The sequence below is a fragment of the Methanocalculus taiwanensis genome, from assembly GCF_024372745.1.
Taxonomy (GTDB): domain Archaea; phylum Halobacteriota; class Methanomicrobia; order Methanomicrobiales; family Methanocorpusculaceae; genus Methanocalculus; species Methanocalculus taiwanensis.
In genome coordinates this window covers 1-15,612 of sequence record NZ_VOTZ01000013.1, presented here as the reverse complement: position 1 = coordinate 15,612, position 15,612 = coordinate 1, and the positions used below count along the sequence as shown (strand labels likewise).

The 15,612-nt window shown below is 49.4% G+C and carries 12 protein-coding genes; 9 read left to right on the top strand and 3 right to left on the bottom strand.

Going from position 1 to position 15,612, the window contains the following annotated elements; translation table 11 throughout:
• The first annotated feature begins 64 nt into the window (after window positions 1–64).
• From FTO68_RS07015 to FTO68_RS06975, 9 genes are all read left to right on the top strand, one after another.
• Window positions 65–2,968 (top strand): Cache 3/Cache 2 fusion domain-containing protein, encoded by a 2,904-nt coding sequence (locus FTO68_RS07015; protein WP_255332674.1) that lies wholly within the window; start codon window positions 65–67, stop codon window positions 2,966–2,968.
• Between the two features lie 13 nt (window positions 2,969–2,981).
• Window positions 2,982–3,488: a chemotaxis protein CheW gene (locus FTO68_RS07010; RefSeq protein WP_255332673.1), complete on the top strand. Its 507-nt coding sequence runs from the start codon at window positions 2,982–2,984 to the stop codon at window positions 3,486–3,488.
• A gap of 104 nt (window positions 3,489–3,592) precedes the next feature.
• Window positions 3,593–4,798, top strand: a complete 1,206-nt coding sequence (locus FTO68_RS07005) for an ATP-binding protein (RefSeq protein WP_255332672.1) — start codon at window positions 3,593–3,595, stop codon at window positions 4,796–4,798.
• A gap of 65 nt (window positions 4,799–4,863) precedes the next feature.
• Window positions 4,864–8,532, top strand: coding sequence for a PAS domain S-box protein (locus FTO68_RS07000; RefSeq protein ID WP_255332671.1), 3,669 nt, complete (start codon window positions 4,864–4,866; stop codon window positions 8,530–8,532).
• A gap of 73 nt (window positions 8,533–8,605) precedes the next feature.
• The gene (locus FTO68_RS06995) at window positions 8,606–9,223 is read left to right on the top strand and encodes a CheR family methyltransferase (RefSeq protein WP_255332670.1); all 618 of its coding nucleotides are present in this window, start codon (window positions 8,606–8,608) and stop codon (window positions 9,221–9,223) included.
• A 98-nt stretch (window positions 9,224–9,321) separates the two neighbouring features.
• Complete coding sequence (locus FTO68_RS06990) at window positions 9,322–9,966, top strand: MBL fold metallo-hydrolase (protein WP_255332669.1); 645 nt, start codon at window positions 9,322–9,324, stop codon at window positions 9,964–9,966.
• Window positions 9,944–10,453: a metallophosphoesterase gene (locus FTO68_RS06985; protein WP_255332668.1), complete on the top strand. Its 510-nt coding sequence runs from the start codon at window positions 9,944–9,946 to the stop codon at window positions 10,451–10,453. The genes FTO68_RS06990 and FTO68_RS06985 overlap by 23 nt, the downstream gene beginning before the upstream one ends.
• A gap of 54 nt (window positions 10,454–10,507) precedes the next feature.
• Complete coding sequence (locus FTO68_RS06980; RefSeq protein WP_255332667.1) at window positions 10,508–11,287, top strand: DUF2115 domain-containing protein; 780 nt, start codon at window positions 10,508–10,510, stop codon at window positions 11,285–11,287.
• A gap of 43 nt (window positions 11,288–11,330) precedes the next feature.
• The gene (locus FTO68_RS06975) at window positions 11,331–11,669 is read left to right on the top strand and encodes a cupin domain-containing protein (RefSeq protein ID WP_255332666.1); all 339 of its coding nucleotides are present in this window, start codon (window positions 11,331–11,333) and stop codon (window positions 11,667–11,669) included.
• 36 nt (window positions 11,670–11,705) lie between these two features.
• On the opposite strand, the gene FTO68_RS06970 is transcribed toward FTO68_RS06975, so the two are convergent.
• The 3 genes from FTO68_RS06970 to FTO68_RS06960 form a co-directional block, all read right to left on the bottom strand.
• Window positions 11,706–13,004, bottom strand: coding sequence for a cache domain-containing protein (locus FTO68_RS06970; RefSeq protein WP_255332665.1), 1,299 nt, complete (start codon window positions 13,002–13,004; stop codon window positions 11,706–11,708).
• 50 nt (window positions 13,005–13,054) lie between these two features.
• Window positions 13,055–13,477: an META domain-containing protein gene (locus FTO68_RS06965; RefSeq protein WP_255332664.1), complete on the bottom strand. Its 423-nt coding sequence runs from the start codon at window positions 13,475–13,477 to the stop codon at window positions 13,055–13,057.
• Window positions 13,478–13,554: 77 nt separating this feature from the next.
• Window positions 13,555–15,330, bottom strand: a complete 1,776-nt coding sequence (locus FTO68_RS06960) for a PAS domain S-box protein (protein ID WP_255332663.1) — start codon at window positions 15,328–15,330, stop codon at window positions 13,555–13,557.
• Window positions 15,331–15,612: the final 282 nt, after the last annotated feature.

The following is a 15,612-nucleotide window of genomic DNA, read 5'->3' as shown; positions in this document are numbered from 1 at the left end:
AAGGCAATTCAGCTCAGATTAATCGGAAGCCGATTCATTCGGCTAATGCATTGGGAGGAGATGAATGATGAAAGAGGATAAAACCTCAAAATTTGGCAACATGAAAATCGGGACGAAGATCCTGATCATCTGTCTGGCGCTCGTCATCGTGCCGACGGTGCTGCTTGGACTTATTGCATATAATAATGCAAGTGCGGCACTGGAAGAGCAGATCAATGATCAGTTCACGCTTCTTGTAAGCGACAGCAAAAAACAGGCTGATGCCGTCTATACGCTCACTATGGACATACTGCAAGTGGGACTGAATGTCCTCAGATCTGAATTCCAAAGCTATGGAACACCACAGATCCAGAATGACCAGCTGGTTCTTGTCAATTCAGCGGGGCAGGTCACTGTTGTGAACGACAACAATGCAATGGTTGACAATGTGGTGAACCAGGTCGGCGGTGCCGCAACCATCTTCCAGGTACGGGGGAACCAGGCGATCCGGGTTGCAACAACCGTCATTGGAGCAGATGGCAGGCGTGCTCTTGGGACACCTGTCTCGCAGGAAGTCTATGATGCAGTCGTTGTCCGTGGAGAAACGTTCTATGGAACCGCAAATGTCGTAGGTGTCAGCTATATCACCGTATATGAGCCGATCCGCGGACCGGGCGGTGCAGTGATTGGTATTCTCTTCACCGGAGTCAGGGAAGATGCGACACTTGGCGTTGTTGCCGCAGATTACAAGAGTATGGTTGTCGGGGATGCAGGCTATATCTACGTCATGGATTCAAAAGGAACTGCAATCATTCACCCGACTCTTGAAGGACAAAGCCTTAGCCAGTACGATTTCGTCCAGGAGATGCTGAGGCAGAAAGAAGGTCTCATCAGGTATGACTGGGAAGGGCAGGACAAGATCGTCGCGTTCACCTACTATGAGCCTCTTGACTGGTATATTGCCGCAGGTGCAGACTGGAATGACTTCACCGGGCCAATTAACGATATCAGAAACGCGATCCTGATCATCGTGATCGGTGCCGTCATCATCGGAGGAGCAATCGCAATCCTCTTTGGGAGGAACATTGCACGCCGCATGGGCGAGCTTGTCGGCCTCGGACAACGCGTCAAAGAGGGTGATCTCTCCGGAACAGTCACAACTGACGGGAGCGGAGATGAGATCGGCCAGGTAGCCGGCGCATTTGGAGATGTCGTCTCGATAATACAGCAGTTTGGTTCTGAGATGAATATGATCAGTGCCTCCGCAAGTGACGGCAGGCTGGATGTCAGGGGTGACGCCTCGAAATTCCAGGGCGATTACGCCCAGATGATCCATGGCGTCAACGATATTCTTGATGCAGTGATCGGGCCGCTGAATGTTGCAGCAGAATACATCGACCGCATCAGCGACGGGCAGATCCCAGATATGATCACCGACGACTACAAGGGAGATTTCGCCGAGATCAAGAACAACCTCAATAAGTGCATCGCTGCGGTGAATCTCCTTGTCGCTGATTCAAACAGGCTGGCAGATGCTGCTATTAACGGAAACCTTGATGAACGTGCAGATACACAAAGGCATGAAGGTGACTTCAGGAAAGTCATTGAGGGATTAAACAACACCCTCGAAGCCGTTGTCAAACCTGTGAAAGGTATGGGCGGAGCGATGACCCGTATCAGCAAAGGTGACATTCCCGAGAAGATCAACCAGGAGTTCAAAGGCGAATATAATGAACTGAAGGAGAGCGTAAACAGGTGTATCAATGCAATTAACCTGCTTATCGATGATGCAAACCTGCTCGCAGGCGCAGCAGTCGAGGGCAGGCTTGCCACCCGTGCCGATGCATCGAAACATCAGGGCGACTTCAGGAAGGTCATCGACGGACTGAACAATACCCTTGATGCGGTTGTCCAGCCGGTAAACGAGGTGATCAGGGTTGCAGACTCCTTTGCAAACACCGACTTCAGCACCAGGTTCTCAGACGATGTCGCAGCAAAAGGTGATATGGAGAAGCTGAAGAAGGCACTGAATAATGTCTCCACCAAGGTCTCACAGTCGATTGGTGATGTGAACCGGATGATGGGAGAACTCGCGGCCATCTCCGAAGAGGCAAACGCCAGTATCGAGGAGGTCTCCTCCGGAGCCCAGCAGATCGCAAAGAATACCGGACATGTAAGTGAGAACTCCGAGAAGGCAAACAACGGTGCTGTGCAGGTGCTGAGAGCTATGGAAGACCTATCGGCCGCAGTTGAGGAAGTCACCTCGAACGCCGAGTCGGTTGCATCCCTTGCACGAAACGCAAACGACCAGTCGAAGGAAGGCGCTAAGCTTGCAGCAGCAGCCGAGAAAGGGATCGGCGAGATCAGCCAGTCTGCTGCTGATGTCGATGTGATCATCAAGGGCATCAACGAACAGATGGAGCAGATCGGTAAGATCGTCGGACTTATTGCGGATATTTCAAACCAGACGAATCTTCTTGCACTCAATGCTGCGATTGAAGCTGCACGTGCAGGGGATGCAGGTCGCGGATTTGCGGTAGTTGCAGCAGAAGTTAAATCGCTTGCCCAGGAGTCGGGATCATCTGCCGAGAGTATTGCGAGCATGATCGGTGATCTGCAGGTTCAGGCGAAGAAGGCAGTTGAGGCGATGAACCATGCCGGAACCACCGTTAAGTCGGGATCTGAACAGATGGAGAAGACAATTGTCGCTTTTAATGAGATCGTCCAGTCTGTCGAGCAGATCTCACGGGCAATTGAGGAAGTTGCCAGTGCCTCAGAAGAGCAGGCGGCAACCGTTGAGCAGATCACAGCAAGCGTCCATGAGGTGACCGGCTTAATCGATGAGAATGCACGTGAAGCAGGAGATGCGGCAGCCGCAACCGAGGAGGCATCTGCCGGTATCGACGAGGTTGCCCGGATGGTTGAGAACGTGAGCACGGTCGCAAACAAGACCCTCCAGGCAAACCAGCAGTTCAAACTGGCGAAGTAGGTGAGGCGGAACAATGGCAAGTGAAGTGCACAGTGATGATAGCCAGGTGATGTCAGGGTCGATCCAGGTCGTCGAGTTCATCCTTGGCGATGAGAAATTTGCAATAGACCTCTTCGATGTCCGTGAGGTGGTGGAGTATACGCGAATCTCCGCCCTTCCAAATTCACCTTCTTATATAAAAGGGATCATCGATCTGAGAGGCGAAATCACCACCATCATCGACTTAAAGGATCGACTGAATATCATGAGAAAGAACGATCGGCCTGATGAGGAATCCAGGATCATCGTTCTTGATGAAAATATCACAAAGAAGAAGGTCGGGATCATGGTCGACGATGTCCTCTCGGTATCAACTTTTGAGATGAACCAGGTTGACAGAACAGGTGCGGCAGATGTCGATGAAGATTCAAGCATCCTTGGCATCATCAAGAAGAAGACAAGGGTGAAGGACAGGGATCAGACTGATCTTATCATCTGGATTGAGATCAAGCAGCTGCTTGGCGATATGCTCAGGAATTAAAGAATTATATCCTCAAATACGTGAGTGACGCCACTCACCTCCCTCCCTTTCCTCCTTTACAGAATCGATGTCAGGCAGGCACCTGCAACAGAAGGCCAGAATCAATGACAGGAGAGAGAGCCTCAAACCCGGAAATTCCAGTCAGAATAAAGAGAGATGCCCATGAGTATCTTCCCCTCCTCCTCGTTGCAGTCACAACTGCACTTTCCTTTATCATCGGTTTTCTGGCACTCGCATCAGGCGTTTATTTCATCTTTCAGAATCTCTTCTATATCCCGATAGTCATCGCCTGTATCTATTATACCAGGAAAGGGCTCCTCTTCTCCGTTATCATTTCAGGAAGCTATCTTGGAATGCTCCTCTTGTATGCGGGAACAGGATACCTGACCGAAGGCTTGATCAGGGTCCTTCTCTTCGCGGCGATTGCATTCATCGTCACACTACTTGCAGAGAAATCACAGGGGATCGAAGAGAAACTGGAGAGGATGAATGAGGAGCTGGTGGACTCAAACAACATCCTGCTTGATATGAATGAGCGTCTTGCCAGGACAGAAGAGGAGATACGATCCCAGTTTGAAGAACTGGTTTCAACACAGCAGGCTCTCAAAGACGAGGTCGAGCGGAAATCGGATTTTGTTATGATCGCCTCGCATGAACTCCGCACACCACTCCAGCCGGCACTCGGCTATCTCAGCCTCCTCACCTCAGATCCACATGGTTTTGGCCTCTCAGGAGAGGTTGTGGATCTTCTCACCCATTGCCAGAAGAATATCGATCAGGAACGAAAAATCATCGATCGGGTACTCGAACTCTCACTTGTTGATTCCGGCAAGATTAGTCCGGTTTATGATGCGATTCTCCTTCATAGTTTTCTCAAAGATATCATTGATGCATGCGGATCCGGGTTAGATGCGGAGATAAAAAATGACATTCCACGCGAGCTTATCGTGCAGGGTGATCCCTCTCTCCTCTACCAGGTGTTTATGGTGATCCTCTCAAATGCGATCCGCTTCAATGAACCTCCCCGAGAGATTTCTATCTTTTATGAAGCCTGTGATGGAACACATTTCATCAGTTTCAGGGATAACGGGATCGGGATTCCTCTCCAGGCACAGGAGAAGATCTTTGAGCCGTTCCATATCGCTGATCATGATCGTCTGAGCAGGCAGTATAACCGGCTGGGACTTGGCCTTCCTATCGCCCAGCGCTACGTCCAGCTTCATGGCGGCAGGATTACCGTGGAAAGTACACCGGGTGAGGGGAGCACCTTTACCGTATGGCTTCCTGAGAAACAGGCAGTAACAGAGTAGACCCCTATCATCGAAGATGATACACCATACATAATTTTATCCATTTCCGGGAGCATCATAGCATAATGGTCGATACCCGCGATCAATGTCTCTCAATCCTCTATGTGGATGACGAGCCAGGACTTCTTGAGATTGGAAAGATATTTCTTGAAAAAACCGGGAAATTCACCGTCACAACAGCGGGCGGGCCACACGAGGGGATTAAACGTCTCAAAGAACAGCCATATGATGCGATCATCTCCGATTACCAGATGCAACAGTGTGATGGGATCGCATTTCTGAAGCACCTGCGATCTGCAGGCGATACCACACCCTTCATTATCTTCACCGGAAAAGGGCGTGAAGAGGTCGTTATCGAGGCATTAAACGAAGGTGCCGACTTCTATCTCCAGAAAGGCGGAGATCCGAAGGCACAGTTTGCAGAACTTGCAAATAAAATACGTTATGCTGTTAACAGGAGACGATCAGAGATTTCGCTTGCAGAAAGTGAGCGGCAATATAACCTTCTCTTTGAACATATCAATGCCGGTTTTGCACTCCACGACATTATACTCGATGAGAATGGGATACCCTGTGACTATCGATTTATCAATATTAATACTGCATATGAAGAGATAACTGGTTTATCAAGAGAGAATATAATTGGTAAAACCGTCCGGGAGATTCTGCCTGGAACAGAGGACAATTGGATTTTTACATTTGGTGAGGTTGCGCTTCACGGCAATGCCCAACATTTTCAAAACTACTCATCTGAACTCAGAAGATGGTTTGATGTACTTGCATACAGTCCTGAAAAAGGAAAGTTTGCGGTGAGCATTCAGGATATCACTGAGGGGAAGCAGGCGGAACTCGCACTCCTCCAGAAGAGCGAGGAGATGGCAGGTGCAGAGGAAGAGCTCAGAACCCAGCTTGAGGAGATTATCAGTATACAGCGTGTACTGGAGGAGACCAATGAATACCTCGCAAACCTTATCACACACGCCAATGCCCCGATCATCGTCTGGGACAGGGATCTCCGGATAACACGATTCAATGATGCATTTGGGAGGCTTACCGGCATACCGACTGAGCAGGCGATCGGATCTAACATCGAAATTCTCTTCCCTGAAGAGAGCCGGGATGAATCGATGGATCTGATCAGGCGAGCCATGGCAGGCGAGATGTGGAATGTCATCGAGATACCAATTCTGCACCGATCAGGAGAGGAGAGAACAGTCCTCTGGAATTCTGCAAACATTCGTGGTAGTGACGGGGAGACGATCATTGCAACCATCGCACAGGGCCAGGATATTACCGACCGGAACAAAGCTGACGATGCACTCAGGCGGTCTCATGAACGCTTCAAAAAGGTCATTAACAGCATTGACGCTTTTATTTACATTGCGGACATGGACTCATATGAGCTTCTCTTTCAAAACGAATACGCACGAAAAGCCTGGGGCGATGCAGAAGGTACCATCTGCTGGAAGTCGCTACAAAAGAACCAGGACGGTCCTTGTGTATTCTGCACCAATGAGAAGCTCCTTGATGGAGAGGGAAATCCCACTGGGGTCTATATTTGGGAGTTTCAAAATACCGTCGACGGACACTGGTACGAATGTCGTGATATGGCAATCACGTGGATCGACGGCCGCATCGTCCGCATGGAGATAGCAACAGATATCACCGAGCGAAAAGCAGCCGAACAGAGCCTCATCCAGAAAAATGAAGAGCTCCGTTCCGCTTATGAACAACTGACCGCATCCGAAGAGAAACTCAAAGAGAATATAGAGGAGCTGAAAAGGCACGAACAGCTCATCCGCGAGAGCGAGTCCCGGCTCAGGTACCTGCTTGGTTTCTATGAGATGGCATACCTGCCTGAAAAGGAGCTGCTTACCTATGCACTGGAGGGGGCAGGCGTAATTACCGGCAGCCCACTCGGATACCTTGCCTTCCTCAATGATGATGAGACAGAACTCTCGATGTATGCATGGTCAAAGACTGCCATGGAGGAGTGTGCATTGCGGGATAAGCCGATCGTGTACCGGGTGGAGAAGACAGGACTCTGGGGGGAGGCAGTGCGGCAACGCGGTCCGGTGATCACAAACAACTATGCAGCCCCAAACCCACAGAAGAAAGGCTATCCTGAGGGGCACCCGCAGATCATCCGGCATATGAATGTCCCGATCCTCGATGACGATCAGATTGTGATTGTTGCCGGGGTTGCAAATAAGCCACTGGATTACACAGAGACAGATGTACGTCAACTCACGCTCCTGATACAGGGGCTCTGGCAGGTTCTCAAAAGGCGGCGTATCGAAGAGGAATTATATAGTCAGCAGGAACAGCTCACCGAGGTTGCGGAGATGGTTCCGGGGGTTATATACCAGTTCTATATCCGGCCGGATGGAGAAAAAGGAGCATATTACATCAGCAGCCGGGTAGAGGAGGTATTTGGTATCAGCAGCTCCACTGAGGGATTCTTTGACCGTTTTACAGAGCATGTTGACCCCCGTGACCATGATGCGTTCCTCCAATCAATTGAGGAAGTAGCAAAGAGCGGTCAGCCCTGGCATTATGAGGGACGGTTCATCAGGCCGTCTGGAGAAGAGATCTGGTTTCAGGGGATGTCCCGCCCGATTCAGCGTGGATCTGAACTCGTGTTCAATGGAATCCTGCTGGATATCACCAACCAAAAAGAAGTTGATGATGCATTACACGAGAGGATCAAGGAGATTTCCTGCCTGTACAGGATATCAGATGTCATCGGAGAGTCCGACAGGCCATATGAAGAGGTGATGCAGATAATCGCTGAAATAATACCGGGCGGGTTCAGGCATCCTGAGATAACAGCCGCCAGTATCAGGATCAATGAAAAAGAATATGCCACTCCCGGCTATCAGCTGACACCATGGAGCATACATGCAAATATCCTCATTCACCAGGAGCCAGTCGGTTCAATTACTATCTGCCTCATTAGGAACGATAAGATTCTTCCTGAAGAAGAGAAGCTTATCGAGAGCATCGCCATGCAGATCGGCCGGTACATTGAGCGAATCAGATCAGTTGAGGAGTTATATCAGAAGAACGTGGAGCGTACAGCTGCCCAGGAGTCGCTCCATATAGCAAACAAAAAACTCCAGCTTCTCTCAAGTATCACCCGCCATGACATCCTGAACAAGATAATGGCACTAGAAGGTTTCCTCAATTTTGCCGAGGAGATGTGTGTGGATTCAAAACAGTCAGGGTACCTGAATGAAGTGAGAAACATTATCGGCGCAATTCAGGGTCAGATTGAGTTTACGAGGATGTATGAAGACGTTGGCGTGAAACAACCGGTATGGCAGCAACTCCAAACCGTATTCGCAATTCTTGAAAAGGAACAGGTACAGGTTCACGACAAATGCAAAGTGATCTCGATCTATGCCGACCCGATGCTGGAAAAAGTCTTTTACAACCTCCATGACAACACCATCCGGTATGCTGAGGGAGCAAGCCGGATCGCTCTCTCCTGTGAGGAGCGGGAGGGAGAGCTCATAATCATCTGGGAGGATAGCGGACCCGGCGTTCCGGACAATCAGAAGGAGCTGATATTCGAGCGTGGGTTTGGAAAAAACACAGGTTTTGGACTTTTTCTTGCACGCGAGATCCTCGGAATCACCGGCATTATAATTCGGGAAACCGGGATCTATGGCAGAGGAGCGAGGTTTGAGATATCTGTCCCGACAGGGGCATGGAAGAGTGGGATCATGTAAAACCCGGATCTTCAGAGCTATTATCAGGACCTGTGCTTTATATTCTATTCAATCATATAATACAAACAAATCAATGGCATTCACATACTTCTTTCGGGATCTTCAGACACTCCAGATGATCATCGATCACATGCTGCCGTCTATCCTGGGAAAGACGCACATTGATATCTGGAGTGCCGGGTGCGCAATGGGACAGGAGCCCTATACAATAGCCCTTCTTTTAAAAGAGAACATGGGGGCGATGATCTTTCGAAATGTCAGGATACTCGCAAGCGACATCGATCACTCAAACCTGTTTGGACCGATCATTGCGAAGGGGAGCTATCCATGGGGAGAGTTGAAGAGAATCCCTGACGAGTTCTTTACCAAAAATTTTTCACCAGACCCCGATAAGCCAGGGAATTTTATACTATCTGATGAGATCAGGAACCGGGTTACGTTCAAACGGCATGATCTCCTCACCTGCAAACCTCCAAAAGATAACTTCTCACTGATCAGCTGTAAGAATGTCCTTCTCCACTTCACAGAAGAACAGCGGATCAAGGTTATCAGGATGTTCCACGAGGCATTGGTTGACGGAGGTTTCTTTTTGACCGAACAGACCCAGAAGATGCCCCCTCAGTGTGAAGATCTCTTTGAACAGGTGATCCCATATGCCCAGGTCTTCAGGAAACTGCCTGCCCCGTTTTAAATTCAATGTTCTTCGATACACAGATGTATAAACTGGGCAGGCATACAAGCAGACCAGACAATCTCTTTCCATTATCCAGGTAGTTGAAGAGTGGAATAATGAAGATCATTAACCTGACCGAAGACAGCGCAATTTACACCTCGAATGTGTATCTTGTGACAGGAACCTGGAATACACTTGAAGACAAAAACACTCTCATCGATGTGGGAAGGGATCCGTTGATCGTTGAAAAGATTAACACCATGCGTACCGGTGTTGGGAAGCGGAAGGTCGATCAGGCTATACTCACTCACTCCCATTACGATCATGCATCACTACTCCCACATATCAAAGAGCTCTATTCCCCAACGACCTATGCCTTCTCTGATTCCCTGAAATGTGTTGATATCATGCTCAGGGGGGGCGAAACCTTACGTATCGGAGATCGTATGTTTGAAGTCATCCATACCCCGGGCCACACACAGGACTCGATCTGCCTCTACTGCGAGGAGGAAGGCGTTCTCTTTGTAGGAGACACACCAGTGATCATCCGTGTTCCGGGCTGCTCCTTTGAAGAAAGATTTGTAAAAGCAATGCAATATATCGCCACAAAAGATGTGAGGGCGATCTATTTTGGCCATGGCAGGCCGATGCTCGAGTATTGTAATGCTGCTATCCAGAACTCTATTACGAATATCAAAAAAAGCAGGATTATCTCAAGAAACCAGATAGAAGAGCATTATGAAGATCGGAATAATAGCTGATACCCACGATAACCATCCCGCCATCCATGAGGCGATCAATCAATTCATCTCACTGGATACGGAAATCGTCCTCCATGCAGGGGATATCACCACAACGCGCTCACTTTGGCTCTTTTGCGATCTCCCCTGCGATATGATAGGTGTCTTTGGAAACTGTGACCATCAGCAGAAGCGGCTACGGGACGAAAGCAGAAAATGCGGCACGATAAGGCTTGAGAGTCTCGCCGCGGATCTCTCAGTCGAGAGCCTCAGAATCGGGATGGTGCATGGCGATGATCCCGGATCAGTACTGGCACTCGCTGAAATGGAGAGATTTGATATCATCATCTCCGGCCACACCCACCGCCCATCAGTTAAGAGGGTTGGAGAGATACTTATGATCAATCCGGGTGAAGCCTGTGGTGAACGGTACGGGAAGGCAACAGTTGCGATTCTTGATACAGATACATTAGATGCTGAGATCCTTCCTCTCCAATTCCATGGTTGATTGAATTGCTGATGAACAGAACATACAGGATATAAAAATGCAGGAGCAGTGTAATTGAGCATCCGGACATTTTTTCATTGGCTCTTCAGCTGGATCTCCGGGGAAGAGACGGATCGTGCCCGTTCACCAGATGAAGAGATACATTCCCTGCTGATTGATACATTTGCAGAGTCCGCATCCGGGGATAGCATCACAGAGAATCGCACGGTCGATCAGATCACGCTCTCCTGCCGCCGGATGCAGGAAGCCAGGACCAGGGAAGAACTGATCCGGCTCCTTGCAACAGAGGTGGAGAGGTATTCTCTCCGTGACCTCCAGACGATGTATGCACGGTTCGAGGAGAAGACACGCGATCTGCCGGATCACTATCGGAGCCTGCTCCTCCCAAAGGTAAAAGAACAGATCTTCTCTGCCCACCACCGGCTCCTCCTCCTCGTACGGAATGGAGGTGGTGATGATGAAGAGGCGCCCCTTCCAAAATCTGCACAATCATACTTCAGGATGGTCGAAGCTGCTGCACGAGAAAAAGCAAAGACAAAAGATCCGACCTTCCTCTATCTCAAATACCTCCTCGCTGGCTTTACAATCTTTGTGATGGAAGAACCTGCTCATCCGGTTGGCACCCCATTTCCCGGAGGGCAGATCATTGATGAGTGGGAAGGCACATACCTCTGCCCGGTCAGGGATATGGCAGACGGAATACCCTTTGCACTCTGTCCTTACTGCCCGGCAAAACAGAGCGAAGAGCCGACATACCCTGAGATGCGGGAACACCGGAAGGAGCAGAGGAAAAAAGAGTCCCTGAACAACTACTGGACGAACTACAAAGGATGAAACCTGAGATAATCTTATAAAAAAGAGATGCAATCTCTTCCTCATGAAGATCGTATCCGTAGCCGATGTCCCTGTCGGTAAAAACCCGCATCATGTCGATGCACGTAAGATATATGATACCGAACACGGAGTGGCCGTTGTTATCACGCTCAAACCCGGTGAGGTCCTGAAGAAGCATGTCACACCAGTGGATGTTTTCTTCTATGTGCTTGAAGGAACCGGGATCATCGAGATCGGAGATGAACAGAAGGAGGTGGGGAAGGATATGCTGGTTGACAGTCCGGCAATGATTTCACACCGGTGGATGAATGAGAGCAGCGGAATCTTCAGGGTGCTTGTTGTGAAGGTCCCAAGACCTACCACCGAGACGAAACTGCTCTGATCCAGTAAGGTACCACTCTCACGTATTTTTCTCAACCTAAAACTCCTTCACAACCACAAGCCTCCAGTCAGTTCCGTGGAGTGAGACCGTATCCCAGACGACATGCTTCTTCACACCCGAGAGGCCGATGATCATGTCACCTTCCGGATCAGATTCGATCCGGCTTCTGAAACGCCCCACATCAGGGAAGATTTCATATCCAGGATCGGAAAAGATCATCAATCCGATCTCCTCCGGATCTTCTGCATAGAGGACTGTGCCATCTGCCTGGATCGCCCGTGCCGAGTAAGGGGATCTGATCCCTGCCGCATCTGCTGCTCCCCCGATAAGAACCGGCGGGAGAACCAGTGCTGAGATACCGCCGGTGATTCTGCCATCGGCAGAAACAACCGGGTAGGCGAGTGAAACTCCGTCCTGCCCCTCAAGAGTATGCAACAATTGTGAGATCACCGGCTTCTTCTCATCCAGTATAACACGGATATGCGGTTGAGCTGAGATATCCGCCCCGATAGCCGATGCATATGTTTCGGGATACACATCAGTGATCCGGCCTTCTGCATCAAATGAGACAACATCAAATATCACTTCAGAGGTGCCAGTAACATATGCGAGCACCTTGTGGGTGGAGGGATCAGCAAGCCCGACAGCGCTTATATGGGCTCCTGCAAGCAGCATTTCATTATCGAGGGACGTAAGCTGTGCTTCTGTCTCTTCATGGTACCGTGAGAGGAGAGCCTGCATTGCGACCAGGGTGACAAGCGCCTCCTTCCTCCCGGCTGCTTCTGTATAGAGGGCGGAATAGTCAACGAAATCGGCAAGGGCCACTGTCACTTCCGAATCCGGCATCATTGTCTCGTCCGTGGAATAAAGACCTGATCCAAGCACCCATCCATCACCGCCTTTCATCACATAGCTGATCTTGGGTTCAACAGCAAAGCCATGTGTTGGATTTGCGTAGAGATACCTGACAAACCCACCGCCTTCAAGACCGGTTTCTATAATTTCCCTGATAATATAGCGGCCCTCTGCATCCTGGAGATCAGAGCGGCTGCTTCCAATCTGATCGGGCTCAAAGGGGAGAGCGAGCGTTGTGCCATCCTCTTCATAGGCAAAGATGTAGAGTTCACCTTTTACAAATGGCCCGTTCGGATCATTGAAGGCGAGGAGGGCTGCCTCTTTCCCATACATGTCAGCATACTCAAATGCGATCTGGACAAACGCCACCATCTCTTTTTGGGTTACATCAGGTTGTCTGGGCTCAGAAGCCGAAATACATCCAGAAGCAGCAATGAGAAGAAGAAGGCAAAGAAATGTGGAATATATATTCTGTCGCATACCAGATGATAGTTCATCGGAGAGAGGAAAAAAGTTTCTTATCTGAAGAATCACCGTAGCGTTCCGGCAACCAGGATCTCCCGGCCACCAGCCCCGTACATCATCAGGATATCGCCATCGATCTGATACGAGCGTACCTCCTCAAGGAGAAAGAGAAATCTTCCCTCCTGCTCCATGACACCTTCACCTGTACAATACATCAGTGTGGTGTCAGGCGAGCTGAAGACAACCTGATCCCCGCTGCCACGATACTCAGCAGAATAACTGTTGCATCCGGCAGTTCCACTGACTTTGCCATCTTCTGAGAAGTGAAGGGTGGCATACGCATCTGCCCGCGCCATTTCACCATCATCACCCTCATAGGCGATAAGTGTCCATGAAGTACCAGGCAATCCGCCTGTTACCATGGAGCAGCCTGCGGTGACAAGAACGACTGCGAGGAGAATGGCGATTATGAAGAAACTTAATCTCATACAGAAGTGATCGGAGGGGAAGGAGATAACCGTTCACCTGAACATACAACCAAATCTGGCTGAAGCAGGGAACACTATCATTTGGGCTCTTCTCCTGCAAGAAGGCGATCAAGCACAGACTTGCATCGCCTGAGCTCCGCTTCACCCTCCACCTGACGCGTAACATCAAGCCCGGTGCTTATGATATGGGTAACCACCCCGGCATCATCACAGACAACCGAGTTCGACCAGTCGATTGTTCGCCGGATCTGGTCTCTCCCGGTCCAGGCACCCCGGATATGTGAACCCCGCTTCGTCTCGACCAGGGTGCTGACATATGAGCGGACGCTTTCACTCAACCCGGCGGGATCAAACATATCCCAGATATAACTCCCTAGAACCTCCTTTTCAAGGCACCCGGTCAGTTCTTCAGATCTCCGGTTAAAGCGAAGTATCCGCCCCTCCGGATCGAGGACGAATATGGCGGCATCCACCGTGGCAAGGATTTTATCAGAAAGATCCCGCTCCATCCGGACCTTTGTCTCTGCCTCCATCCATTCAATCGCAAACCCAATCTTCTCGGCAAACATGGAGAGGAGCCGTTCCTTGTTCTCATAGTACTCAGCTTCTTCATTCCTGCCGCCAAAACCAACCTCAAAGGAACCAACCTCCCTTTCGCCTGCGCAGATCGATTGTGAGAATATGAAAGGAAGCCCATCCGGGATACCACTCTCATAGACATTTCCGGCATAGGTGATCCGAACCCCGGTAGGCCCCCGTTTTGACCAGCATTTTGCAATCACCCTGACAAGCTCCTGGAGAATAGCGGGCAGCGTCATAACAGAGTTGATTGTCCCGGAGAAACGCTGTATACACTCGATCTCCTGAAACTTCCGTTCGAGCTGATCCTTCTGCGAGAGGAGGGCAAGCTCCATCTCTTTTCGATCTGAAATATCATTTCCAACCGACAGAACGCCAATCACCTGATCCTCCTCATTCCGGATCGCCCGGTTCGACCACCGGACCCAGACGAGGCGACCGTCTTTGGTGATATTTGCATTTTCATTCCGCCTGTACGAATCGGTATCCGTGCAGACCTGCGCAATCAGTTCTTTCAGATCACGGCCTGAGTACTCCTCTGGGGGAACAATCGTCCCTATGACACTTCGGCCGAGTACCTCTTCTTTGGAATATCCGAAGAATGTCTCGGCAAACTCATTAAAGAATAGAACATTGCCATTTTTATCAAGTTTGAGTATGATTGCATCGGCCATCTCCACAAGCTCGCGATACTGGTGTTCCCGCTCCCTGAGTTCTTGGATCATCCGTACTTCTTCTGTGATATCCACCATAACAATGACATACACCGCATGATGCGCCTCATCTAATGACGGAACAATATGAATATGGAGATGGATTACCTCTCCTCCATCCAGATAAAGGGGATATTCAAGCACCTGCTCCGAATCTCCAATTTTCCCAACAAGGACTGACAGAAGGTCGTGCACACCAGAATCGGCAACCTCAACATACCTGAGATCCTGACCTGCCAGATCACCGCTTTTTTTTCCCAGAAGCTCAAGGCACGCATCATTAATCACGAGAAGACGGAGATCCGAATCCAGTATCATGATCCGCTCCTCCATTTTTGATATAAGTGAGGCGAGAGGTACACGGTATGAAGGGGAATATATTTTTGCCTTCCCAAACATCCTCATCTCGACAAGCCCTGCTGCATACATGCCATCAAGATACCGTCCGGTCGAGTGCTTATTTTTCCCCAGCGCCTGCGACACTTCGGTGACACTCATACCATGCGGATGTTTCCTGAGAAGTTCTCGAATTTTAATATACTCATCCCGAAGATGTTCCATTGAGTAACACTATTGACTTTTAATATTTAAAAATATTCACTATAGGATACATAAAAGAGGTTTATTCCAAAATAAAATCTCATTAATTGCAACATTTGAAGAACATACTTAAATATAATAAAACGCAACCAGTAATATTCAAAGAGAATAGACATTGGTAACGTAACAAATCTTCTGTAAAAATTAAATTGGCCCTGCAGCCTACCATTGTTTGCAGAAAGGAGACACAGGGCCATGGATACCTATGCATTTATCGAAGATTATCTTTCCGATAATCAGAAT

Bases quoted from the DNA above. Each gene is read 5' to 3' on its own strand.
- FTO68_RS07015 (WP_255332674.1), top strand. From the start codon at position 65: ATGATGAAAGAGGATAAAACCTCAAAATTTGGCAACATGAAAATCGGG.
- FTO68_RS07010 (WP_255332673.1), top strand. From the start codon at position 2,982: ATGGCAAGTGAAGTGCACAGTGATGATAGCCAGGTGATGTCAGGGTCG.
- FTO68_RS07005 (WP_255332672.1), top strand. From the start codon at position 3,593: ATGACAGGAGAGAGAGCCTCAAACCCGGAAATTCCAGTCAGAATAAAG.
- FTO68_RS07000 (WP_255332671.1), top strand. From the start codon at position 4,864: ATGGTCGATACCCGCGATCAATGTCTCTCAATCCTCTATGTGGATGAC.
- FTO68_RS06995 (WP_255332670.1), top strand. From the start codon at position 8,606: ATGGCATTCACATACTTCTTTCGGGATCTTCAGACACTCCAGATGATC.
- FTO68_RS06990 (WP_255332669.1), top strand. From the start codon at position 9,322: ATGAAGATCATTAACCTGACCGAAGACAGCGCAATTTACACCTCGAAT.
- FTO68_RS06985 (WP_255332668.1), top strand. From the start codon at position 9,944: ATGAAGATCGGAATAATAGCTGATACCCACGATAACCATCCCGCCATC.
- FTO68_RS06975 (WP_255332666.1), top strand. From the start codon at position 11,331: ATGAAGATCGTATCCGTAGCCGATGTCCCTGTCGGTAAAAACCCGCAT.
- FTO68_RS06970 (WP_255332665.1), bottom strand. From the start codon at position 13,004: ATGCGACAGAATATATATTCCACATTTCTTTGCCTTCTTCTTCTCATT.
- FTO68_RS06965 (WP_255332664.1), bottom strand. From the start codon at position 13,477: ATGAGATTAAGTTTCTTCATAATCGCCATTCTCCTCGCAGTCGTTCTT.
- FTO68_RS06960 (WP_255332663.1), bottom strand. From the start codon at position 15,330: ATGGAACATCTTCGGGATGAGTATATTAAAATTCGAGAACTTCTCAGG.